The sequence below is a fragment of the Paenisporosarcina sp. P5_A11 genome (genome assembly GCF_056400705.1).
Genome location: NZ_JBFUKT010000021.1, coordinates 1 through 21,636 on the forward strand (window position 1 = coordinate 1; position 21,636 = coordinate 21,636).

The following is a 21,636-nucleotide window of genomic DNA, read 5'->3' on the forward strand; positions in this document are numbered from 1 at the left end:
GTATACATCCAACAGGAAAGCAGTGATACCTATCATGAGGAGAGCCACTCATTTTCCTTGTTGGACCGGGAGCAGCAAGAGCTGTTTCTTGCCAATTTTAAAAAGGTTTTAGGTGGGAAACTGGATGTGAAGCTGTTTGAGGTGAAGTTTCAGCGTCAGGCAGAAGAGCAAACGGACCATACGCAACGACTATTATATGAAGGACTTCAGACTGAAGATATAGGTGAATGGAAAGCGCATATGCAGCAGATCGCCTTGAAAATGGTTAAGGACAAACAATATGAAAAGGACATGGTCGTTACATTCATTCGCGGAAATTATAATAAAACAACGAAACGCAATCCCGATGAAACAGAAATAGACGTTCGGGATGAAGTATATACCACTCCTTTTATTCTTTGCAGCATGAATCAAACCGAATTGCCGAAGAGTTCACTGGTGTTTGATTTTGTCGAGAAAGAGTTTAAGTCGAGCTTGGTGACAGATCCTGTCATTAAACTGGCCTCTCCAATTGGTGGATTTCTGTTCCCTAGCTTCACGGACAACGCCGCAGACATCCATCACATCCTTTACGCAGCGAGCAAAGCGAATAAACCGGATTTCCAATTTATCGAGAATGTTTTGAACGGCAATGAAATCATGACGGCCGAGGAAGACAAAGCGGTGTTTGAAGAAATTGTCAAAGCAGTAATCGGGGATGAAGTAAATTCGAAAACCCTCGCTAATGTATATGATGAAATCAATAGTATGTTAGTGGTGGATGAAGAGTATGAGGACGAAGAAGAGAGTATGCCTACTTTGAATGCGAAAGAAGTTGAACGTGTGCTGAAGGCGAGCGGCGTAAAAGATGTGAGTACGGAAAAAGTGGAGCGGGCATTTCAACAGGTGGTTGAAGACAGAACATATGAAATGAAAGCAAGTCATATCATTCCGAGTTACGCGTCCAAGTCCATCAAGATTAGCACGAAAGTAGCGAATATTTCAATCAGCCCTCAAGACTTGAGATATGTCAAAGAGGTCAATTACAATGGCAAACGCTGTCTGTTGATCGAGGTGGAAGAAGACACGATGATCGAAGGATTTAAGCTTCTTCCGGAAGAGCTGTTGGAGTAAGAGAGAGATCTGGGTCATCCTTCAGCTGGCTATCTAAAATGGAAAAGGGAATAAACCTCATTAGGACCTGCTACGGGGAACCTTACCACAAATAAGTGCGGTTTTAAATTAAATTAAATAAAAAACTAAGGCTGATTTTCTTTACTAAAAGAAAATCAGCCTTTATAAATCATATACAGATTTTTTCATGTACTTTTATTACTGTGTAGTTAATCCACCATCGATAACGAATTCTGAACCTGTTGAGTGAACGGTACCCCCTATATATAATATATGACAAAATCTGGGCTACATAGATTAGAGTGTATGGCAAACTGGGATACCGAAAAACGGCTAATTGAATGGAGAACCCTAAAAGTTTTCTACTCTCCTTCGAGCTATTGGTACTTTAGTTGAGTAAGGCACAATAAGATAGCTTTTTTTCGTATTTTATTATTTAACAATCTAGGCGAATAGATTTAATAGATCAAGCGTCTTTTTTTTGTGTCAGATTGTATTATTCTACGGACTGTTCTTGCGAGAATATATGATAACGTTAATCTAATGAATTTCATATTTATGAAATTATTTCATAATAGATTGAATTTTACTCTGATATATATTATATTATTCACGAATATGAAATTTGGGGTGAAGTGATGAATATAGGAATGGAAATAAAGAAATTGAGGACTGAAAAAGGAATTACTTTGAAAGAGTTAAGTGAAAAAAGCGAACTATCTGTTGGATTTCTGTCTCAATTAGAAAGAGGGCTTACTACCATAGCAGTGGATTCACTTGAAAAACTAGCTGATATTTTGGAAGTACATTTAACATATTTTTTTGATTATCCACTTAAAAGGAAAGATATGGTTTTAAGAAGTTATGAACAAAAAATAATGGATTCAGTAGAAGGTGGTTTTATTAAGTATAGTTTAAGTACAAATTTGGAAAATAAACAACTTGTTCCAAGGCTTATAGAAATTCTTCCTCAAAAGAAAGATGAAGAAATATTATCCTATAAGCATGAGGGAGAAGAGTTCATTTATGTTTTAGAGGGTATATTAACAGTTTACATAAATGGTAATAGGCATGAAGTATATCCTGGTGACAGTGTTCATATGGACTCAAATATTGCACACAATTGGGCTAATTACACTAATAAAATGGTCAAGCTTATAGCTGTTAATACGCCTAATTATATCTACAATAGAGGATTTGATAATACAGATGCTGACTAGTAAAGACATTATATAAAGTTAATAGAAAGTGGTAATTACAATGGATAAATTAATATTATATTTAATTGGTTCTTTTTTTGTAATCGGAGCTATTGATTATATTACCGGAAATCATTTGAAACTGGGTGGGAAATTTGAGGAAGGCATAAAGACCATGGGGGCTTTAGGGCTTGGCATGATAGGAATAATTTCATTAGTCCCTATATTTACAAATTTTTTATCTGTTGTGATTATTCCAATCTGTAGATTTTTTCATCTAGATCCCTCTATAGTTCCAGCAGCATTTTTAGCTGTAGATATGGGGGGCTATCAAATGGCTAATAAGCTAGCATTGACAGAGGAAATGGGGGCATTCTCAGGAATTATCATTGCATCTACTTTAGGAGCCACAATTAGTTTTACAATACCTGTCGCGTTAGGGATGCTTTCTAAAGAGGATGAAAAATACTTTTCTAAGGGTGTGTTGGTTGGAATTATTACTATACCAATAGGATGTCTTGCAGCAGGCTTATGGCAAAAAATAAATATCAATATATTAGTGTTGAATCTGGTCCCTATATTTGTTTTTGCCATTATTTTAGGGGCAGGATTATTAAAAGTTCCTCATGTTTTTATAAAAGTTTTTAATGTATTTGGAAAGCTTATAGTGAGTTTGAGTACTGTTGGGTTACTTTTACAAGGTATAGAAGTGATATTTGATGTAAGGCTTGTATCAGGATTAGCACCACTATCTGAATCTACTGTTATAGTAGCCAAGATCGCATTTGTTTTAGGTGGAGCATATCCTATGCTAGCGCTTATTAATCGAATTTTTAAAAATAGTTTTGAAAAAATAGGAGAGAAATTTGGAATTAATTCAGTGTCAGTAGCAGGCATTCTAGGAAGTTTAGCTAGTAATCTGCTGATATTTGGAACATATAAGGAAATGAATCCTAAAGGAAAAGTGGTATGTACTGCCTTTGGAGTAAGTGGAGCATTTGTATTTGGTGGTCAACTTGGATTTGTGTCAGGAGTAGCACCAGATATGATAGGAGCATTTATAATATCAAAGCTTACAGCTGGAATAATTAGTATAGTACTAGCCGCATGGCTGTATGACCGTGAAAGTAAAGAATTTAGTCTTAAGGAAAATGGAGGTATTAGTAATGAATATCAGAGATAGGGTCGAAAAGTTAAGGCAGCTAATGAAAGAAAATCAAATGGATGCTTATATAATTCCCAGTTTTGATGCACATCAGAGTGAATATGTAGCAGAACATTGGAAATGTAGACAATGGATATCGGGATTTACAGGGTCAGCAGGTACTGTAGTTATTACATTAGAGGATGCTGGGTTATGGACAGATGGTAGATACTATATTCAAGCTGAAGAGCAGCTTGAGGGCTCAGGAATCAGATTATTTAGAATGATGGATCCAGGGGTACCATTTTATTCAGAATGGCTAACAGATGTTCTTAATGAAGGAGGCATTGTGGGCTTTGATGGAAATGTTTTTTCAATTAATATGGTTAAAAAGATGGAAAAAGATCTAAAAGCAAAGATAATCGCATTAAAAATGAATCAAGATTTAATTGGTGATCTGTGGGAAGATAGACCGGAGATTCCTAAAGGACCAATGTTTACTCATGACGTAAAATATGCAGGCAAATCACGAGTAGAAAAATTAAGTGAAGTAAGAGAAGAAATGAAAAATAAAGGAGCAAATTATTATATTTTAACTTCCCTTGATGACATTGCATGGCTTTTAAATATAAGAGGAGCCGATGTGCCTAACAATCCAATTGTAATAGCTAATGTAATCGTAGCAGAACATAAATGTTATTTATTTATTGATTCTTGCAAGGTTCCCGCTTTGGTTAAATTAGAACTGGAGGCTGAAGGAATCGAGTTAAAAGCGAATCATGAAATACAAACATTCTTGAGAAATCTTTCAGACGGAGATGCCGTTATTTTAGATACGAATAAAACAAATATCAGTTTATATAATGCCATTAACAGTAATACAAAGAAAATTGAAATTCCTAACATCACGACTAATTTAAAAGCTATTAAAAATGAAGTTGAGATAAAAAATTTAAAATGGTGTGAAATAAAAGATGGTTTAGCCATGGTGAAATTTATAAAATGGCTAAAAAACTCTGTAGATAAAGAAGAAATTACAGAGATTACTGCAGAAGAAAGATTAGAAGATTTCAGAAGGGGTCAGGAAGGATTTGTTGGACCTAGCTTTGATACGATAGCGGGTTATAAAGAACATGCTGCGATGATGCATTATAAAGCCAATAAAGAAACCCAATATACTCTTAAGAATGAAGGTCTTTTTTTAATTGATTCAGGCGGACAGTATTATGATGGAACAACAGATATTACAAGAACGATTGTTTTAGGAAAACTTACCGATGAACAAAAAAGAGATTTTACTTTGGTGTTAAAAGGATTTATTGCATTAAGCTCAGTAAAATATTTATACGGAGCAACAGGCTCTAACTTAGATGTTTTAGCAAGACAACCAATTTGGCAGTATGGTTTGGACTATAAATGCGGGACTGGACATGGGGTAGGTTTTTTCTTGAATGTTCATGAAGGACCACAAAGCATAAGGAATGATAATAATAATGTTATATTAGAAAAAGGCATGATTATTACGAATGAACCCGGAATTTACCTCGAAGGTAAATATGGAATTAGAATTGAAAATATGATGTTAGTAGTTGAAGACGAGAAAACAGAGTTTGGTCAATTTATGAAGTTTGAAACAATCACGTATTGCCCAATTGATTTGGCCGGTATCAATAAAGATATGTTAACAGAGAGTGAAAAGCAATGGTTAAATAATTATCATCAAGAGGTATACACAAAGCTAGCTCCTTATTTAAATGAAGAAGAGAGAGTATGGCTAAGGGAAGAAACTAGGGAAATATAAATAGGTATTGCCGAATACAAGTAATATTTATCGCCTTAAAGTATAAAATCAATGAAATTCACTAACCTTGCAGATTCATTTAAAGTACAAGTAGAAATTACAAAAGAGACATATGGCTTAAATGGAATTCTAGGTGTTTACTTTATGATTAAGTTGGATCTAATCATTGATTTTAGAGAAAAAGCAGCGATTCGAAAATAAAAAAAAATTCATATAGGTGTGCCACGAAGAAGCGTATCATAATGTTATTCAATAATATGGCACTGTAATGGAGCAATGAAAAATAAGCCTAATTTCTCAGCATTAAATTGAGAAATTAGGCTTTTTAATATTGAATTTTCCTTAACCATAGTAGGCTTCCGATTAAAAGGGGAAAAGTTCCATTCTCTCAAATAAAGCTTCACATATTTACTTTATGAAACTTCAAGATAAAGACTGCTGCCACGATAAGAAGGGACACCGTCAGAAAAGTAACCGCGAGCGCGTTTTGCCCACTTGCGTACAAAGCTGCGGAAGCAACAATGAACACAACCAGCTTAAGCGTAGTTCGTATGGGGAAGGAGAAGATGGGGAGCGACGCCTTCGGGGAGAGAAACATACCCCATAGAGTGGCTATGACTAGTGGCGTGGCAACCGCGAGTATAATTTTGACCGCTGCCCCTGTCTTGATATGATAACCCCAGTAACTGAACGCAGCCATTGCACCAAGCTCCAGTAGAAAGAATCCGGTGAGGACGCTAACACCTATCCATTTTATTTCCATCCGACTCTTCCTCCTAATAAAAAGAATTAAGAAACTAATGTTAATTTTTTTATATACAATATGTTTCGGCCATATTCTAAAATCCTGCGCTCTAACTTAATAACAATTATTTAAAAATTCCGTGATTTCAGCAATCGCTTTATTCCAGAAAATGGCCCTTTAATTGAACAATACTGCTGGAGTTTAAAGGTCAAAAGAAAACCCTATATTAATACAGGGTTTTATCAAACTTTGTTATAAATTATCAAACTTTATTTTAAATCAACTGAAATAGTTCTGTGATCTTTACTCAACCAATGTGGAGTGCGGTTTACAACTGCTTTTAAAAGATTACGATGTAAAAAAGTCTCTTTGCAAATAAAATGTACTCTATAGACTAGACTCTTAAAAAATCTACCTATAGGGTGCTTTCTTTTGGTCAAGAAAATGGTGAAATTGCAGCTTTTGGATAACTTATAAGGCAGTTTGTAATTGTCCAGCTCTCGTAATTTTATATTCTACAAATACTTTCAGAGAGTATCTATTCCGACTCTATTTTGTATAGGCAGCGGCTACAATATTTACAAAAAAACATTAACTGAGGAAAGTTTTTTTATCTTTTCTATGAATATAAGAATTATTACTTCCGACTAAATATCTATTTGTTATATTAAGGTGATTGCATAAACCGAAAGCACCAAGACCATTTACTTATTTATATTTACTTTCTCTTATTATCATATTAATCAAGGATTTGCATCAATCATCTAAACTTATAAGAGTAATAGATTTTATAAGGAGATGAGCAATATGAAGAGGAAAAATTTTATATTAGCAACAATGGCTACCCTTATGGTGTGTTCAGCGGCAAGCCAAGTGTCAGTACAACCAGCCTCAGCCGCTATAAACCCGTCTTGGTCACACAACTCGAAGAGCTTTGGTCCCAAAGAGTTTGATCTTCAGGCGCACCGCGGCGGACTTGGGCTCACCGTTGAGTCCACAATTGCATCGTTTTCCAAGGCCCTCGAGCTCGGGGTGAGTACACTCGAACTTGACGTGCAGATTACCGAAGACCATCAAGCAGTTATTACTCACGACCGTAAGATATCGGGTGCCAAGTGTAAAGACAAAGGCCCGGCATTTGCTGGGGACCCTGAGTACCCTTACGTTGGCAAGTATATAAAGGATCTAACTCTTGCTCAGGTACGTACGCTGGACTGCGGTTCACAAATGTTGCCGCAATACCCAGGTCAGGCCCTGAGCACTGGTGCACAGATACCACTTCTATCCGAGGTTTTCGATCTTGTCAAACTCTACAACGCTAATAATGTCTGGATGAATATCGAGACGAAGGTGGAAGCCGGGGCACCGGAGCAAACAGCGCCACGTGAAGAATTCGTGCAGATTGTTGCCCAAGAGGTTCGCGAAGCCGGAATGCTTAACCGAGTTTCAATCCAAAGCTTCGATTGGGGTGCGCTCATGCGAATGAAAGAGGTTGAACCTCGCTTGCCCCTAATCGCACTGACTAACGGTCCTCAATTCCTGCAACCAGGTCAGCCGGGTGCATCTCCTTGGTTGGGTGGTATTGACATAGACGACTTTGGGGGAGACCTCGTTGCGGCGGCCCACTCGTTCGGCGTTGACGCCATTTCACCAGTTCATGGTTTCCCGCAGAATGGAAAAGTCACTGATGAGAGCTATGTGCCGTATGTGACAAAGAGTATGGTTCAGGATGCGCACAAGTACGGCATGAAGGTCATTCCGTGGACAGTCGACGACGAGCCTACTATGGACAAGCTTATCGATGATGGCGTAGATGGAATCATCACTAACTACCCAGACCGCCTACGTGTGGTCATGGAGCAGCATAATCTTGAACTACCTAAGAGTTATTCTGCTCGCAAAGAGTAATGAAAATGAAAAATTTTATTTGGTTGAAAAAGGAACCTGGACTATAGATAGAGAATACTTACATTATGAAACTCCTTTTATCAAGGTGGAAGAATGTCCATTTGCCTTTGGTGAAAGACAATGTATGTAATCAATAAATAGGAGGTAATTATGGGGAGATTAGTTCATTTCGAAATTCATGTGGATGACATGGAACAGGCAAAGAAATTTTATGGAGAGGTATTTGGATGGTCATTTCAAGATTATAGTGATTATGCAGGAATGCCTTACTTTGGAGCAGTGACTGGTGATGCAAATGAACCTGGAATCAATGGTGCTTTAATGCAACGTCAAAGTGCTCCGGCGGAAACTGGCCAAGCTTTAAATGGATTTGCTTGTACAATGGGTGTGGAAAATTACGATATAACAGAGGTTAAAATCATTGAGAATGGCGGCAAGGTCGCAATGCCCAAATATGCCCTGCCTGGAATGGCATGGCAAGGATATTATATTGATACCGAAGGCAATATATTCGGAATTCATCAACCCGATGTGAATGCAAAATAGAATCCGTGATAGGTGTATAAAAAGGGGAGCAAGGGAGAAGTAATGGAAAAACAATATTTCCAAAATTCCTGACTGGCTTATTTACAAGGCTTGAACGGTGTGCAAAATAACTTTATGAACACAAAAAAAATGGAGCCCCAAAAGGCTCCAGTTTTTTGATTCAAATATTCTTAAACGAAGATGGCCTCGTTTTCCTTACCACTGTTCTTTGGCTTTTATTACTTGGTTGTATTTCCAATTCACTTTGCAGTCCTTTCAGCAAGGAGTAGCACATGAAGATCATAATAAGGGCAAATGGAAAAGCTGCTGCAATAGAAGCTGTTTGCAATACCTCTAATCCACCGGATATTAGCAGGACCGCTGCAACCGCAGATTGAATGATGCCCCATGTCATTTTGATTTTATTGGAAGGATTCAACGTTCCACCTTCACTCAACATGCCTAATACGAATGTAGAAGTATCCGCAACGGTTACGTAATAAATGGCCACAAGAGCAAATCCCATGATGCTTAATACGGAACTTAATGGAAGATGTTCAAAGAATGTAAAAATAGCCAATGACACATTGTCCGCTATATAGGTCGCCAGTTCATGGTTTTCTGAGTTGACTACCATATCAAGAGCGGAGCCGCCAAATATGGACATCCAAATACATGTTCCAAGAGTCGGAACAATCAATACGCCGATGACAAACTCTTTTACCGTTCTCCCCCTAGATATACGAGCGATAAACATGCCGACGAACGGTGCCCAAGCAATCCACCATGCCCAATAAAATAATGTCCATGATGCAATCCATTCTCCTTCACCAAATGGTGTCATCCTTAAACTCATTTGGACAAAATCATTAATATATAGCCCAGAAGTATTAAAAAATACTTTAATGATCGTCAAGGTAGGACCGACTATAAGGATCAACAGCAAAATGGCGAACGATATAATCATTGCCGCGTTGGATAAGTATTGAATTCCCTTCTCCAAGCCAGTGTTGATTGAAATAAGGAAAATCACTGTAGCCACTGCAATGACAATCAGCTGGACAAACAGCGTATTTGGGGCACCGAATATGGTATGCATCCCTGCAGTAACTTGCAAGGCTCCAAGGCCAAGGGATGTTGCAATCCCAAAGACTGTTGCAAAAACAGAGAGAATATCAATCGTTTTGCCGATGGGTCCATATATTTTATCCTTCAGAATCGGATAGAAAACAGAACTAATGGCTGCAGGCAGTTTTTTGTTATATTGGCAGAGAGCAAGAGCTAGTCCAATAACCGTGTAAATTGCCCATGGATGCAAGCCCCAATGAAAAAATGTATATTTCATGGCGAGATTGGCTGAGTCAATAGTAAAGCCCTCTCCATATGGAGGGTTCGTATAGTGGGTGACCGGCTCAGCGACACTCCAGTAAACAATCCCAATTCCCATTCCTGCCCCAAACAACATGGCTAGCCAGGATGCGGTATTAAAATCAGGCCGGTCAGTCGACTTGCCTAACCGAATGTGGCCATACTTAGAAAACAGCAAATAGATGGAAAAAATCACAAAGAAAAGGGTAGAGCCGATATATACCCATCCAAGGTAATCAATGGATGCATTATAAATAGTATCGGTTACTTTGGTAAGAAGGTCTGTGAAAAAGACCCCCCATGCAATAAAGATAAGGGTTAATAATAGTGAGATGATAAAAACACTATTTTCTTTTAGCTTATTAACATTCATGGAAACCTCCAACAGAATTAAATTGTGAAACTAATAAGGCAGATAAGTCCAATTGTGAAGAGGAAATAAAGAAATCATTGATCAAGAAGGTTATATAGAAATTCCCATTTTTCAGTGTTCATTAACTCTTCAAGTGCCAACTCTAAATTGCCCCCCAAAAATATAGTATTGCCCTGTATGGCGACAACCATCGCTTCGATTGATGCATCTTTATCATTGCTACTATACACGTCGCCTATTGATGGCAGCATATCAGCATTAAAGTTTGACAGGTCATTCAAGTTGCTGTCATCAATATTTTGAATGTCTTGATATTCAATCGGGTTGCTGTGTTCATGGCGGCCTGGAACCATCAAAAGATACTCATTATGCCTAACCCCGTTAGACTTGCTTGTAATAACCCCTTTGGATTCAACGGTTGCCACTACCTCAATTTCATTTAAAGAATAATGATCCAAGTAATCAGGATTGGGGTGTGTAATTAATATGTAATCTCCTTCCTCAGCTTTTCGATCCTTGCTGAGGGTATAGATGTTTTTATTGAAAATAAAGCTATCCAGTTCCTTTGGCTGGTACTTATCTATTTCCGCCGCACTGCTTAAATGCTGTGATAAATCCCTCAATTTCATTAAATGAACAGATTTTCTATACATAGGTTTTACCGAATAAACCCTGTGTAATTCGTTCTGATAATATACAATTTGCCCTTTTCGGACCTGAAACAATTTCACATTCTCAACCTCCAAATTATTGCGCATTTAGTTATTTCTAGTTTTTTATAGACCCTATTATTTTTCAGGTAATAAATGCCCATTATTATGTATTCCCCTGATGAGTACAAGTTAAACATAATCATGTCTTCGTGCAAAATATAGCTAATTCCCTGTAAAAAATGCCTGGATATACAGATATGCTTAAATAAAAAACCACTAGCACCTCATGTGTTGTCACATACACTCCACGCATTGTGAAGCAGTGGCTTGGTTGGAATTGAGATAATAAAGTTATTAAAGATTACGAAAGATATGTTGGCAGAGACCATTCCGTAAAAAGGCCCCAGCAAGAAAATCCCTGGAGCCTTTCCCGATCTATTAAAGAGCCTGTTTGATGACTTTCTTGGAGTACAGAACCGACAATAATCCGAAAATCGAATAAAGTGCTGTGTAGATACCCATGACGATGAACATTGGTGTCCATAGCTCGGTCCCGAATAGGAACCATCCCGATTGGACGGCGAAGTAGCTGTGGCAAAGTCCGACGATTAAAGGAATGCCGAAATTGAACAGCTGTTTCAAGCGGATTCCTTTCAGCAAATCGCTTTGTGTAAAACCAAGCTTTCGCAGAATGGTGTAGTTCGGTTTTTCTTCATCACTCTCGCCCATCTGCTTGAAGTACAGGATACAGCCGGAAGTGATTAGGAAAGTGAGCCCGAGGAATCCAACAATGAACATAGCAAGGCCCATCGTATTCTTCTGCTTCTTGCTTATATCCAGGCGGGAATCGTTGGCATAGTTGCCACTCAATCCGTTTTCTGCAAACATTTCATTCGCACGAACGATTTCCTTTTCATCGGCTATGTCGATGCCGATATAAACCATGGATTCTTTTTGAATAGCGGGATCCACATCATTTTTCAATCGCTCGAACACAGTTTTGTCGACGACAGCGATTGGAAGTCCACCATCCGTGAAGTACCAGGAGACGACGAAGTCCTTCTCCATCCCTATGAACTTCTGTGGGATACGTTCTGTTTTGCCAATCAGCTCAATGTTTCCTGAGTCTTTAATTTTGATGATTTTCTGGAGCAAATTGCTGGTCCCAGTGAAGACCGTTTCATCCGCCTTGACATCAATGCTTTTGACACTGCTGTCGCTGACGACAGGAAGCGACATGGCAGCTGCATCCTTCGCAAGCTCCGGCAGTTCTGTTTCCATAATGTCAGATGCATTGATTTTCACAGTGAGGACGTCGATCAAAGTTTCACGGTACTTGATGCCCTCTGTCTCCAGTGAATGCTTGAATTTATCAGCGGCAGCTGTATCCGTCAGTGAAAAGTGAGCGGGGGAATAATCCGTTGCCGTCTTTTCTGCTGAATAATAAGAGATATAGCTTAAGCACAGCAAGCCAATTGCCAGTGCCGATACTGCCGTGATAATCGTTAGCAGTAGTGCGTTTGATTTCAGCCTAAACTGGATGGAGGACAGTGACAGCACTTCATGGACGGTTAAATGACCATCTTTTTTCTTTCGGATCAAATTGGCAAGGAAACTGACCGACCCTTTATAGAACAAGTATGTCCCGATAATGACTGAAGCGAGTGTGTATGCCATGGCAATGAAAAGCCCAGTCATTCCCGCGAAATCGCCTTCGAACAATCTGGATGATACGAAGTATCCTGAACCGATTAAAAACAATCCTGCAATGCCAATGCCGATTTCCAGCTTGGATGTTTTCTTCACATGGCTTTCCGTCGAGGAAGTCAAAGTGAATAAGGATAATATGCTTTGCTTTCGGATGAACAAATAATTCATCACCAATATCAATAAAAAGATCCCGATGAAAACAGCCAGTGTCTGGATGAACGCCTGTGTTGAAAACTGGAGGGTGGCCGCAGTATCCACTGCCGTCAGTTTAAATAGAATCATCAAAGCCAATTTAGAGAATGAAAACCCGATAAAAATCCCCAATACGATCGAACTGAAATAAAGGATGAGATTCTCGATGCTCAGGATGCGGAATATTTTCGCTTTGGTCATGCCGATTAGTTGGAACAAGCCGATTTCCCGGCTGCGCCGTTTGATGAAAATCGTGTTGGCATACAGCACGAATATTGTAACAATCGCCACGAGCAGGATGGAGGCAGCACGGATGGAAGCCCCGCCTTTGATTGTGCCTTTCGTTGCATCCATCGCCGGATCGTATTGCAGGGTGACGAATGAGAAATACAGTGCGACACTGAATACGAGTGCAAATACATATAGATAATAATTTTTGAGATTCTTTTTCAGGTTGCGGAAGATGATGATGTTAATGTTCATTCTGAACTCCTCCAAGAACACCTTGCGTTTTGATGATATCTTCGAAGAACGTCTTTCTGGATTGATTCCCTTTATGCAGTTGCGTATACACTTGGCCGTCCTTGATGAAAATCACCCGGCTGCAGAAACTGGCAGCGGTAGGGTCATGTGTCACCATGGCAATAGTTGACTGTCTCTGCCTGTTCAATTCACTCAGTTTGTTCAGCAAGTCTGAAGCGGATTTTGAGTCAAGAGCGCCGGTCGGCTCATCCGCAAAAATAATGCTTGGTTCATGGATGAATGCCCGTGCTGCGGAAGTCCGCTGCTTTTGGCCGCCTGATATTTCGTTCGGATATTTATGCGCAATCTCCAGAATGCCGAGCCCACTGGCCAATGCCGTAAACTTGTCTTCGGCTTCCTTTTTCGGCAATTTGGTGATTGATAGCGGCAGCAGGATATTTTCCTTTACCGTCAGGGTGTCAAGCAGGTTGTATTCCTGGAATATGAAACCGAGATGGTTTTTGCGGAATTCGGCCAGCTGTTTCTCCTTCATTCGGTTCATTTCACTGCCATTGATCTGGATGGTACCTTCGCTTACATGGTCGATAGTGGAAAGAACATTCAGCAAAGTCGTCTTGCCGGACCCGGATGCGCCCATGATGCTGACGAATTCACCTTTCTGGATACTGATGTCTATGCCTTTCAGTACTTCTTGTCTATTTAACTTGCTACCGTAGCTCTTACGGATTTTTCTTGCTTCCAATATGTTCATATGTCCATACTCCTTTTGTTTTGTTGGGATGAGTTAATTATAAAAAGGAATGACATTTTAATCCTGCGATTGGCCGAACAAAAAACAAAAGCATGTGACACTTTTGTCACATGCCCTGTAAGTTCACAAATTCATTTTGTTTTGGGAATGATAAAGTGGCAGTCGTCCCTTGACCAATCTGAGACTCCACATCAATTTTGATGAGAAGGGGGGCTGCTGCTTTTTTCGCCAAATAGAGGCCGATGCCGGTCGAGGCCTGCTCCCGGTGATTGGTCGTTGAAGTGAACCCTTTGTCAAAGATTCTTGGAAGGTCTTTCGGATCGATTCCTCTTCCTTGGTCCACTATATCCAGGAAGGTCTGGCCGTCTTTACTGTAGCTTCGAATCTGGATGTCGCTTGCGTCACTATATTTGATAGCATTGGTCAACAGCTGACGGATGATGAAGGACAGCCACTTAGCATCACTCAGTACGCTGGTTATGTCGAGTTGTATGTCAAAGCCAATGCCTTTTTGTATGCACCAGGATTGCACGGTTTTGATTTCAGTGAAAACAATCGATTCAAGATTGTTTTGTTCGATATAAAGGTCGTTCTCGATGACCGTCAGACGTTTTTGGTGGAGTTGCTGGTCCAAAAGTAAATGAATCCGAAGCCATTCTTGGTTCAGCTGGGCTTTCAGCGATTCATTTTCGACGCGTCCAATCATCAATTGCATGGCGGTCAAAGGAGTTTTAACTTCATGAATCCAGGATAGAAGATCGTCTATCTCCTGCTCCAGATGGATGCGGTTTTCTGACAGCTCGGCTTTCAGCAGCGCAGTTTGCTCCGTGATGCAGCGCTCGACAATTGTTTCAAAAGGGCTAACAGGTTCGGCAACTTCCGAAAGGTCGAGGCTGCTTTCCCAATCTTCCAGACTTCGGAAAAATCTCGTTTCTTTAAAATAACGGAAGCACAGAAAGACGGCAAAAAGTAGGGAGGACAAGAAAGAAATATAGAGTATGGAGCCGAATGGGATTGTCGCGTCAATATAGGCAATGAACAGGCCGAAAACTTGCAATGCAGCGAACAGGAGAATCCAGCTGACTCGTTCAATCAGGAAGTTACGACTCATAATTCTTTGCCTCTTCAAGCGCCATATATCCCTGTCCGACTTTCGTTAGTATGTATTGTCCGAGTCCCAGCTCATCAAGGCGCTTGCGTAACCGGTTGACATTGACCGTCAGCGTATTGTCGCTGATGAAGCGCTTGTCGTCCCAAAGGCTGTTCATCAACTGGTCCCTGGTGACGATTTTATTCTTCTGCTCTATGAGGAGCTGAAGGATGAAACTTTCATTTTTGGTCAGTTCAATTGATCCAAAATCATTCGAAACCGTATTCTTTTCAAAATCAACCGCTGCACCGCACCAAGTCCTCAGGCTTATCGGCTCGGAACTATAGTTGTAAGCACGGCGAAGAATCGCCTGGATTTTCGCAATCAGAACCTCAAAATGGAAAGGCTTCTGGATAAAATCATCAGCCCCAAGCTGCATCGACATGACCATGTCTGTGGGATGGTCACGGGAGGACAGGAAGATGATTGGCACATTCGAATGCGACCGAATCATTCGGCACCAATGAAAGCCATCAAATTTGGGCAGCTGGATATCAATAATGACCAGATCAGGCTTAACGGATATAAACTCATCCATGACATTGTTGAAATCATGGATTCCGAAAACTTCGTAAGACCACTGCGAGAGCCTGTCCTGTATTTCATCAAACAAGGAAGCATCATCTTCAATTAACAACAATTTGAACAAAAAAATCACCACACAGCCTTTAGTATTACATAAAGTGTATAGCAAATTCTGTCAGGTTGCTAATCATATTAACGTTCAGATATAGGAGGTATTTTGGGGAAGAGACTTCGTTAGTGATTTGATAAGATAATTTATTAACTTCTTATATGATGTTAATATTAGGGGAAAAACTCTAAAAAGAAGGAAGTGCTAAACGATGAATTTAGAAATGGTTATGCAGGAGCTTGAAGCCCTTGGCAAGGAACGAACTAAAAAAATGTACATTTCCAATGGTGCACATGAGCCGCTTTTTGGCGCGGCTACAGGCGCTATGAAACCAATCGCAAAGAAAATAAAAATAAATCAACCTTTAGCTGAAGAGCTTTATTCCACTGGGAACTACGATGCAATGTACTTTGCAGGCATTATTGCAGACCCAAAAGCCATGAGTGAGTCGGATTATGATCGTTGGATGGATGCTGCGTATTTTTATATGCTGTCCGATTTTGTAGTGGCCGTAACTTTATCAGAGTCAGATATTGCACAAGAAGTTGCTGATAAATGGATCGCGAGCGGTGAAGAGCTAAGAATGTCAGGGGGCTTTAGTTGCTACTGTTGGCTTTTAGGGAATCGACTAGACGTTGAATTTTCAGAAAGCAAGATTTCCAATTTGCTTGATCTTGTGAAAAAAACGATTCACGATTCTCCAGAACGAACGAAATCCGCTATGAATAATTTTCTATACACCGTGGGGATTTCATATTTGCCGCTTCATGAAAAGGCAGTCGATACCGCAAAGGCAATAGGACCAGTAGAAATCAAACGGGACAAGAAAAAAAGCAGTTTTCTAAATGCATACGAAAGTATTCAAAAAGAAGTGGATAAAGGAAAGCTTGGTTTTAAACGCAAGCATGTAAGATGTTAAAATTAGCCTCGCAAAATTGGGGTGTATTGTAATCTACAAGCTGCTCACTCCCCACTGTAATAAACTCTTCCACTTTCATGGCACGGTGGTCATTTAACCAGCACTTGGCATAGTGATGGTTTGAAAACGTTTCTGTGTCTGACATATGATAGTAGAAAGCATAACCAAGGTTTGTAAAAGTAGTAGAAAATAAAAGGACGATCGTAAAGTGTTTTGACACATTTACGAACGTCCTTTTTGTAGTATTCCTATTTCGTATATTGAAACAATTAAAATAGCATAGGTTTAATTCCATTTACTGTTAATATTATCTAAAAACAACAATGTAATTTTTCACCACTTATTCAAAAAAATGAAACGTTTTAAACGTCTTATAGCTCTAATTAGTAAAAGGGGGATGTGCAGAATGCAACATGAAGAACAGATTGTCATTGCGGCGATCCAGGGCGATAAATTGGCACTCCAAGATTTGTTAAAGCAAGAAAAAGAAAAGCTTTACCGGATGGCGTATACATACATGAAAAACGAAGAAGATGCACTCGAAGTATTTCAGCAAACGGTACTGCAAGCAATTGAATCCATACATCAACTGAGAGAACCTATCTACTTCTCGACTTGGTTGACACGGATATGTATTAATAATGCCATTGCGGCACTGAAGAAGAAGAAAAATCTGGTCGTGATAGAAAGTGTTGTAGAACAATTAGTGGGGAATGAAATGTCTGAGGAGTTAGCTCAGCAATTGGACGTCGCAGATGCTCTCAGTAAATTGCCAGAAAAATATAAAACGACATTGCTGCTGCGGTTTTATCAAGACTTTTCAGTGAAACAAATTGCGAATATACTCGATTGTCCTGAAGGCACGGTGAAAACGAATATTCACCGGGGTCTATCGTTACTAAAACAAAATTTAAAAGGAGTGTATACGGATGAAAGACAAAGAGATTTCAATTAAATCATCCCTTGAGACAATTCAGGTGCCAACGCAAAAGCTAGACCAAATAATTGACGACTTATTGTTTAACCCACCATTACAAAAGACTAGAAGTAGAAAACGCTTTTACCAAGTGGCAGCGGCCGTGGCACTAATCATCGGAATTTCGACTACATCAATGATCGTCTCACCGGCTCTTGCAAACTTTGTGGCGCAGATTCCAATCATTGGGTCAGTGTTCGATTATTTTGCGGTAGACAATGATGAATTTGAGTCATATGGACGTTTTAGCGAGTCCGTAGGTTTGTCTCAAAGTAGTAAAGGAATCGACATAACCATTGACCAGGCAGTCTATGACGGAACCAATGTAACGATTTCATTTATCTTAAAGTCGGAAGAACCATTAGGAGAAGCAATAGAAATCGCTGGTTTTCCTATTGTAAAAGGCGCGGAGGGAAGCAATTCAGGTATGGAGTATGAATATGTAGAGAATGTGGGCTACGTGGGCTTATTAACCATAACTCCGGATTTTGACAATGACATTGAAAGGGCACAGGCATATGTTTCTTGGAAACCCACTACAATTATCACAGATACTAAAGAAATAGACGGTAACTGGACCTTTGAATTTGCGGTCAGTCAAATTTCTGGAGAGCCTATTGTTGTAGATGAAAAAGTGACGGCGGATGGAGTAACGGTGCATCTAAAAGAGATTACTTTAACCGATGTGTCAGTCAACATCGCATATCAACAGCTTGTAGAACCCTCTTTGTTAGAAGAGTGGGAAGCTGTGGAAGCTGAATTAATCGCCAGTGATAATTTAGGCAATGTGTATGAAGTTCCTTATAATGGTGGTTCTACAGATGGCTCAGCGCAAACAAGAGAAGATTTTAACTGGACGGCCACGCTGGGGGGCTTGAATCCAGAGGCCACTTCATTAACGTTTTATCCATTTGCCACGGTCAGTCGTTTTAATACCGAAACTAATGAAGGTGAATCGATAAAACTTGAGTTTGATGCGATTGAAATTGATTTAATCAAACAGTCTTATAAGATCGTGAAGAATCCGACCATACCGAAGTTGCCGGAGTAACTAGAATAACTTTTCTCAACTGTAATATACTTAGATAGATATGCAGTTTGTGTAGTAGTTACTATCATAAATAGAAACATACTTGGCACTAATAACCTAAAAGATGAAAGCACATCAACCTAAAAAGTTGATGTGCTTTTTGAGTATATTGTGCTGTTTTAACCATTTAAGTTTTAAAAACCCCGAGAATCAGCAAACAATTGTTGCTGATACCCGAGGTGTAATGTTAGTTACATGTTTCAGTTGTTTCCATTAGTAATCTCAACAATGTTTTTATCATTCGAATTAACATTACCAGATTTCTTGATTGTCACAGCTTGTCCTGCTTCCAAATTCGTAAATACGATTAGTGATGATAGATGGAGCGTTCTTTTCTCATAATCCAAATCTACTTCCATTAAGACCTGGCCTTGTTCTACGAGGTCATCTTGTTCAATCTTAGAAGTAAATCCTTCTGTGCCGTTATCAGCTACGATACCAATTGCATGTTTGGTTGGGAAAACAGTAACTACTTTACCGTTCATAGGTGAAACGACTTTTCCATCTTTAGGTTTGATCGTAAATCCGTCTCCTACCATTTTGCCCGAGAACACTTGATCAAGAGCGTCATTTATCAGAGACGTACGATTTGAAACATCTGCTCGCTCGTTCTATCAAGTCAACCCTCAGCAAACAGAGTGTTATACCAACAAAAATGGCTTGAGCTTTTTTATTAAAGATTATTAAAGAAGTGTTTGGCTAAAAATTTCAGTTTAGTATCATATTAAGAATAATATATTGTAATGGATTGGAATCCCTAAAATAATTTCTTTAAAATAGCTTTATAGATTTTATTATCGATATCTAATAGGATTTTTTACCATCTTTGAATTGAACTGCTACTAAATGGGTAATCTTTGATTTTGCAGATAATCCGGCAAGTAGACCAACCGGTCCAAAATAAGTCCTCCATCAAAACCTCTGCCAACTGCACTAACAGTACTTTTGCTACTAGACTCATCTACCACTTCATATGTATCAACTGTATTTTTATTTAAATCAAAAGTTTTACCAAACCAGTAGAGATAGAGACGGTACCAAACATTTGCAAAACCATCTTCCCTTCATTATTTCCAGCGATAACTTTGTTTTTTGCTCTGGGGTAACTTGTCTATGGATATTCAACAACTGGAATTGTCATGCATTGTTTCTAACAGAGGGAAGATAGAATTAATCCATTTTATTTTCATGCCCCTGTGTTGAGAAAAATTTAAATCATTCACTAAAATTGCATACAAATTTAGGAGCCCCCAATCATTCGGACGATTACTGGGGGCTCCTTTTTCATGGATATTTTAAAACTAGAACTGTCATATTTGCACCTAACACTTACGACGAATAATTATCAGTGATTTAGTAGTTGGAAAGGTATAATGCCGTTGGAGTCTGAATATTATATCAATAGACTTGGGAGGTAATATAAATGACGGTTTTGACCAATAGAATTGTAGCTTTGAAAAACTTTGTGAATGGACAATGGGTCGATTCATTAGCAACAGAGTACTTAGATGTTCCAAACCCAGCAACAGGAAAATTGTTAGCAACAGTGCCTGTGTCAACGAAAGAAGATGTGGAACAAGCTGTCCAAGCAGCCAAATCAGCCTTTATGACTTGGCGGAAGGTTCCAGTACCAAAACGTGCTCGTATTTTATTTAAATATCAGCAATTATTAATTGATAACCATGAAGAATTAGCAAATTTACTTGTAATGGAAAATGGAAAAAGCTACAAAGAAGCACATGGGGAAGTACTCCGTGGTATTGAATGTGTGGAATTTGCTTCAGGTGCACCAACATTAATGATGGGTGAAACACTATGTAGTATTTCAGAAGAAATCGATTCGGAAATGTATCGTTACCCTTTGGGGGTAGTAGGTGGGATTACTCCGTTTAATTTTCCGATGATGGTTCCTTGTTGGATGTTCCCACTCGCAATTGCATGTGGAAATACATTTGTATTAAAGCCATCGGAACGCACACCGATCCTAGCAAACAAACTCGCAGAATTGTTAGCGGAAGCTGGTCTTCCAGATGGTGTATTTAACATTGTTCATGGAACTCATGATGTTGTAAATGCATTAATTGAAAATCTAGATGTAAAGGCAATTTCATTTGTTGGTTCTCAACCTGTTGCCAAGTATGTATATGAAAAATCAGCCTCACAAGGGAAAAGAGTCCAAGCTTTATCCGGCGCTAAAAACCATCATATTGTCATGCCGGATACGGATTTAGAAAAAGCCGTTCAAAATGTTCTAAGTTCCTCTTTTGGAAGTGCTGGTCAACGATGTATGGCATGTAGTGCCGTTGTATTAGTTGGACATCAAGAAACATTTGTGAATGCTCTAAAACAAAAAGTAGATGAAATGAAAGTAGGTTATGGGATGGATGAAGAAGTCCTGCTCACACCTGTTATTCGTCATTCTCATCGTGAAAAGATAGTTGGTTTAATTGAGCAAGCGGTAGAAGAAGGAGCAACTCTTGTTCGTGATGGAAGACTTGAAATGGGTGACCATCCAGATGGCACATTCCTTGGAGCAACTATTTTTGACAAAGTAACCCCTGAAATGATGATTGCTAGAGAAGAACTGTTTGCTCCAGTTTTAAGTATTCTTCACGCAAAAGATTTAGACGAGGCACTTGAGATTGTTAATAAATCAAAGTTTGGAAACTCAGCAACCATTTATACACAGGATGCAAAGGCAGTGCGCCAATTCCGTGAAGATGCTGAACCAGGTATGCTCGGTGTCAATGTAGGCGTGCCGGCTCCAATGGCATTCTTTCCTTTTTCAGGAGCAAAGGATTCTTTTTACGGAGATTTGCATGCAAATGGAAAAGACGGTGTTCAATTCTTTACTCGTAAAAAAATGATAACATCTCGCTTTATGTAAAAAGGTTTCTGTCTT

19 protein-coding genes are annotated in these 21,636 nt (G+C 39.2%); 11 read left to right on the plus strand and 8 right to left on the minus strand.

What is annotated here, in order from left to right:
- The 5 genes from AC1DOS_RS05885 to AC1DOS_RS05905 form a co-directional block, all read left to right on the plus strand.
- The coding region (locus tag AC1DOS_RS05885; protein ID WP_477536745.1) for a DUF4317 family protein at positions 1 to 1,113 on the plus strand (1,113 nt) is incomplete at its 5' end.
- 638 nt (positions 1,114 to 1,751) lie between these two features.
- Positions 1,752 to 2,333, plus strand: coding sequence for a helix-turn-helix domain-containing protein (locus AC1DOS_RS05890; protein ID WP_477536746.1), 582 nt, complete (start codon positions 1,752 to 1,754; stop codon positions 2,331 to 2,333).
- A gap of 40 nt (positions 2,334 to 2,373) precedes the next feature.
- Positions 2,374 to 3,495, plus strand: coding sequence for an ethanolamine utilization protein EutH (eutH, locus tag AC1DOS_RS05895; RefSeq protein ID WP_342542955.1), 1,122 nt, complete (start codon positions 2,374 to 2,376; stop codon positions 3,493 to 3,495).
- Positions 3,479 to 5,257 carry an aminopeptidase P family protein gene (locus AC1DOS_RS05900; protein ID WP_477536747.1) on the plus strand — a complete coding sequence of 593 codons (1,779 nt, stop codon included), beginning with the start codon at positions 3,479 to 3,481 and terminating at the stop codon, positions 5,255 to 5,257. The genes eutH and AC1DOS_RS05900 overlap by 17 nt, the downstream gene beginning before the upstream one ends.
- Positions 5,258 to 5,308: 51 nt before the next feature.
- The gene (locus tag AC1DOS_RS05905) at positions 5,309 to 5,458 is read left to right on the plus strand and encodes a hypothetical protein (RefSeq protein ID WP_158268345.1); all 150 of its coding nucleotides are present in this window, start codon (positions 5,309 to 5,311) and stop codon (positions 5,456 to 5,458) included.
- A gap of 199 nt (positions 5,459 to 5,657) precedes the next feature.
- Here AC1DOS_RS05905 and AC1DOS_RS05910 read toward each other — a convergent pair whose 3' ends face one another.
- Positions 5,658 to 6,020 carry a YrdB family protein gene (locus tag AC1DOS_RS05910; RefSeq protein ID WP_108587433.1) on the minus strand — a complete coding sequence of 121 codons (363 nt, stop codon included), beginning with the start codon at positions 6,018 to 6,020 and terminating at the stop codon, positions 5,658 to 5,660.
- 789 nt (positions 6,021 to 6,809) lie between these two features.
- Here AC1DOS_RS05910 and AC1DOS_RS05915 point away from each other — a divergent pair.
- Positions 6,810 to 7,910 carry a glycerophosphodiester phosphodiesterase family protein gene (locus tag AC1DOS_RS05915; RefSeq protein WP_477536748.1) on the plus strand — a complete coding sequence of 367 codons (1,101 nt, stop codon included), beginning with the start codon at positions 6,810 to 6,812 and terminating at the stop codon, positions 7,908 to 7,910.
- A gap of 150 nt (positions 7,911 to 8,060) precedes the next feature.
- Entirely contained in the window at positions 8,061 to 8,456 is a 396-nt protein-coding gene (locus AC1DOS_RS05920; protein ID WP_477536749.1) for a VOC family protein, read from the plus strand.
- Between the two features lie 160 nt (positions 8,457 to 8,616).
- Here the strand turns inward: AC1DOS_RS05920 and AC1DOS_RS05925 are convergent, their stop codons facing one another.
- The 6 genes from AC1DOS_RS05925 to AC1DOS_RS05950 all read right to left on the minus strand — a co-directional run bounded on the left by AC1DOS_RS05925 (position 8,617) and on the right by AC1DOS_RS05950 (position 15,764).
- Positions 8,617 to 10,176: a glycine betaine uptake BCCT transporter gene (locus AC1DOS_RS05925; protein ID WP_477536750.1), complete on the minus strand. Its 1,560-nt coding sequence runs from the start codon at positions 10,174 to 10,176 to the stop codon at positions 8,617 to 8,619.
- A 74-nt stretch (positions 10,177 to 10,250) separates the two neighbouring features.
- Entirely contained in the window at positions 10,251 to 10,907 is a 657-nt protein-coding gene (locus AC1DOS_RS05930; protein WP_477536751.1) for a hypothetical protein, read from the minus strand.
- A gap of 360 nt (positions 10,908 to 11,267) precedes the next feature.
- Positions 11,268 to 13,214, minus strand: coding sequence for an ABC transporter permease (locus AC1DOS_RS05935; protein ID WP_477536752.1), 1,947 nt, complete (start codon positions 13,212 to 13,214; stop codon positions 11,268 to 11,270).
- A complete protein-coding gene (locus tag AC1DOS_RS05940; protein ID WP_477536753.1) occupies positions 13,204 to 13,965 on the minus strand; it encodes an ABC transporter ATP-binding protein in 762 nt (253 codons plus the stop codon). Before AC1DOS_RS05940 ends, AC1DOS_RS05935 begins: the two co-directional genes overlap by 11 nt.
- Positions 13,966 to 14,071: 106 nt before the next feature.
- Complete coding sequence (locus AC1DOS_RS05945) at positions 14,072 to 15,076, minus strand: sensor histidine kinase (RefSeq protein ID WP_477536754.1); 1,005 nt, start codon at positions 15,074 to 15,076, stop codon at positions 14,072 to 14,074.
- Complete coding sequence (locus AC1DOS_RS05950) at positions 15,066 to 15,764, minus strand: response regulator (RefSeq protein WP_477536755.1); 699 nt, start codon at positions 15,762 to 15,764, stop codon at positions 15,066 to 15,068. The genes AC1DOS_RS05945 and AC1DOS_RS05950 overlap by 11 nt, the downstream gene beginning before the upstream one ends.
- A gap of 196 nt (positions 15,765 to 15,960) precedes the next feature.
- Between AC1DOS_RS05950 and AC1DOS_RS05955 the strand changes: the two genes are divergently transcribed.
- The 3 genes from AC1DOS_RS05955 (at position 15,961) to AC1DOS_RS05965 (ending at position 18,695) form a co-directional block, all read left to right on the plus strand.
- Positions 15,961 to 16,668 (plus strand): DNA alkylation repair protein, encoded by a 708-nt coding sequence (locus AC1DOS_RS05955; RefSeq protein WP_477536756.1) that lies wholly within the window; start codon positions 15,961 to 15,963, stop codon positions 16,666 to 16,668.
- Between the two features lie 406 nt (positions 16,669 to 17,074).
- Positions 17,075 to 17,623, plus strand: a complete 549-nt coding sequence (locus AC1DOS_RS05960) for a sigma-70 family RNA polymerase sigma factor (protein ID WP_477536757.1) — start codon at positions 17,075 to 17,077, stop codon at positions 17,621 to 17,623.
- Complete coding sequence (locus tag AC1DOS_RS05965; protein WP_477536758.1) at positions 17,598 to 18,695, plus strand: DUF4179 domain-containing protein; 1,098 nt, start codon at positions 17,598 to 17,600, stop codon at positions 18,693 to 18,695. The genes AC1DOS_RS05960 and AC1DOS_RS05965 overlap by 26 nt, the downstream gene beginning before the upstream one ends.
- A gap of 239 nt (positions 18,696 to 18,934) precedes the next feature.
- On the opposite strand, the gene AC1DOS_RS05970 is transcribed toward AC1DOS_RS05965, so the two are convergent.
- The gene (locus tag AC1DOS_RS05970) at positions 18,935 to 19,312 is read right to left on the minus strand and encodes a PTS sugar transporter subunit IIA (protein ID WP_477536767.1); all 378 of its coding nucleotides are present in this window, start codon (positions 19,310 to 19,312) and stop codon (positions 18,935 to 18,937) included.
- 845 nt (positions 19,313 to 20,157) lie between these two features.
- Here AC1DOS_RS05970 and AC1DOS_RS05975 point away from each other — a divergent pair.
- The gene (locus tag AC1DOS_RS05975) at positions 20,158 to 21,621 is read left to right on the plus strand and encodes a CoA-acylating methylmalonate-semialdehyde dehydrogenase (RefSeq protein WP_477536759.1); all 1,464 of its coding nucleotides are present in this window, start codon (positions 20,158 to 20,160) and stop codon (positions 21,619 to 21,621) included.
- The last annotated feature ends 15 nt before the right edge of the window (positions 21,622 to 21,636 follow it).

Excerpts from the sequence above, each read along its gene's own strand:
- AC1DOS_RS05900 (WP_477536747.1), top strand. The coding sequence starts at position 3,479 with ATGAATATCAGAGATAGGGTCGAAAAGTTAAGGCAGCTAATGAAAGAA.
- AC1DOS_RS05915 (WP_477536748.1), top strand. The coding sequence starts at position 6,810 with ATGAAGAGGAAAAATTTTATATTAGCAACAATGGCTACCCTTATGGTG.
- AC1DOS_RS05910 (WP_108587433.1), bottom strand. The coding sequence starts at position 6,020 with ATGGAAATAAAATGGATAGGTGTTAGCGTCCTCACCGGATTCTTTCTA.
- AC1DOS_RS05945 (WP_477536754.1), bottom strand. The coding sequence starts at position 15,076 with ATGAGTCGTAACTTCCTGATTGAACGAGTCAGCTGGATTCTCCTGTTC.
- AC1DOS_RS05935 (WP_477536752.1), bottom strand. The coding sequence starts at position 13,214 with ATGAACATTAACATCATCATCTTCCGCAACCTGAAAAAGAATCTCAAA.
- eutH (WP_342542955.1), top strand. The coding sequence starts at position 2,374 with ATGGATAAATTAATATTATATTTAATTGGTTCTTTTTTTGTAATCGGA.
- AC1DOS_RS05960 (WP_477536757.1), top strand. The coding sequence starts at position 17,075 with ATGCAACATGAAGAACAGATTGTCATTGCGGCGATCCAGGGCGATAAA.
- AC1DOS_RS05940 (WP_477536753.1), bottom strand. The coding sequence starts at position 13,965 with ATGAACATATTGGAAGCAAGAAAAATCCGTAAGAGCTACGGTAGCAAG.
- AC1DOS_RS05955 (WP_477536756.1), top strand. The coding sequence starts at position 15,961 with ATGAATTTAGAAATGGTTATGCAGGAGCTTGAAGCCCTTGGCAAGGAA.
- AC1DOS_RS05890 (WP_477536746.1), top strand. The coding sequence starts at position 1,752 with ATGAATATAGGAATGGAAATAAAGAAATTGAGGACTGAAAAAGGAATT.
- AC1DOS_RS05975 (WP_477536759.1), top strand. The coding sequence starts at position 20,158 with ATGACGGTTTTGACCAATAGAATTGTAGCTTTGAAAAACTTTGTGAAT.
- AC1DOS_RS05905 (WP_158268345.1), top strand. The coding sequence starts at position 5,309 with ATGAAATTCACTAACCTTGCAGATTCATTTAAAGTACAAGTAGAAATT.
- AC1DOS_RS05965 (WP_477536758.1), top strand. The coding sequence starts at position 17,598 with ATGAAAGACAAAGAGATTTCAATTAAATCATCCCTTGAGACAATTCAG.
- AC1DOS_RS05925 (WP_477536750.1), bottom strand. The coding sequence starts at position 10,176 with ATGAATGTTAATAAGCTAAAAGAAAATAGTGTTTTTATCATCTCACTA.
- AC1DOS_RS05920 (WP_477536749.1), top strand. The coding sequence starts at position 8,061 with ATGGGGAGATTAGTTCATTTCGAAATTCATGTGGATGACATGGAACAG.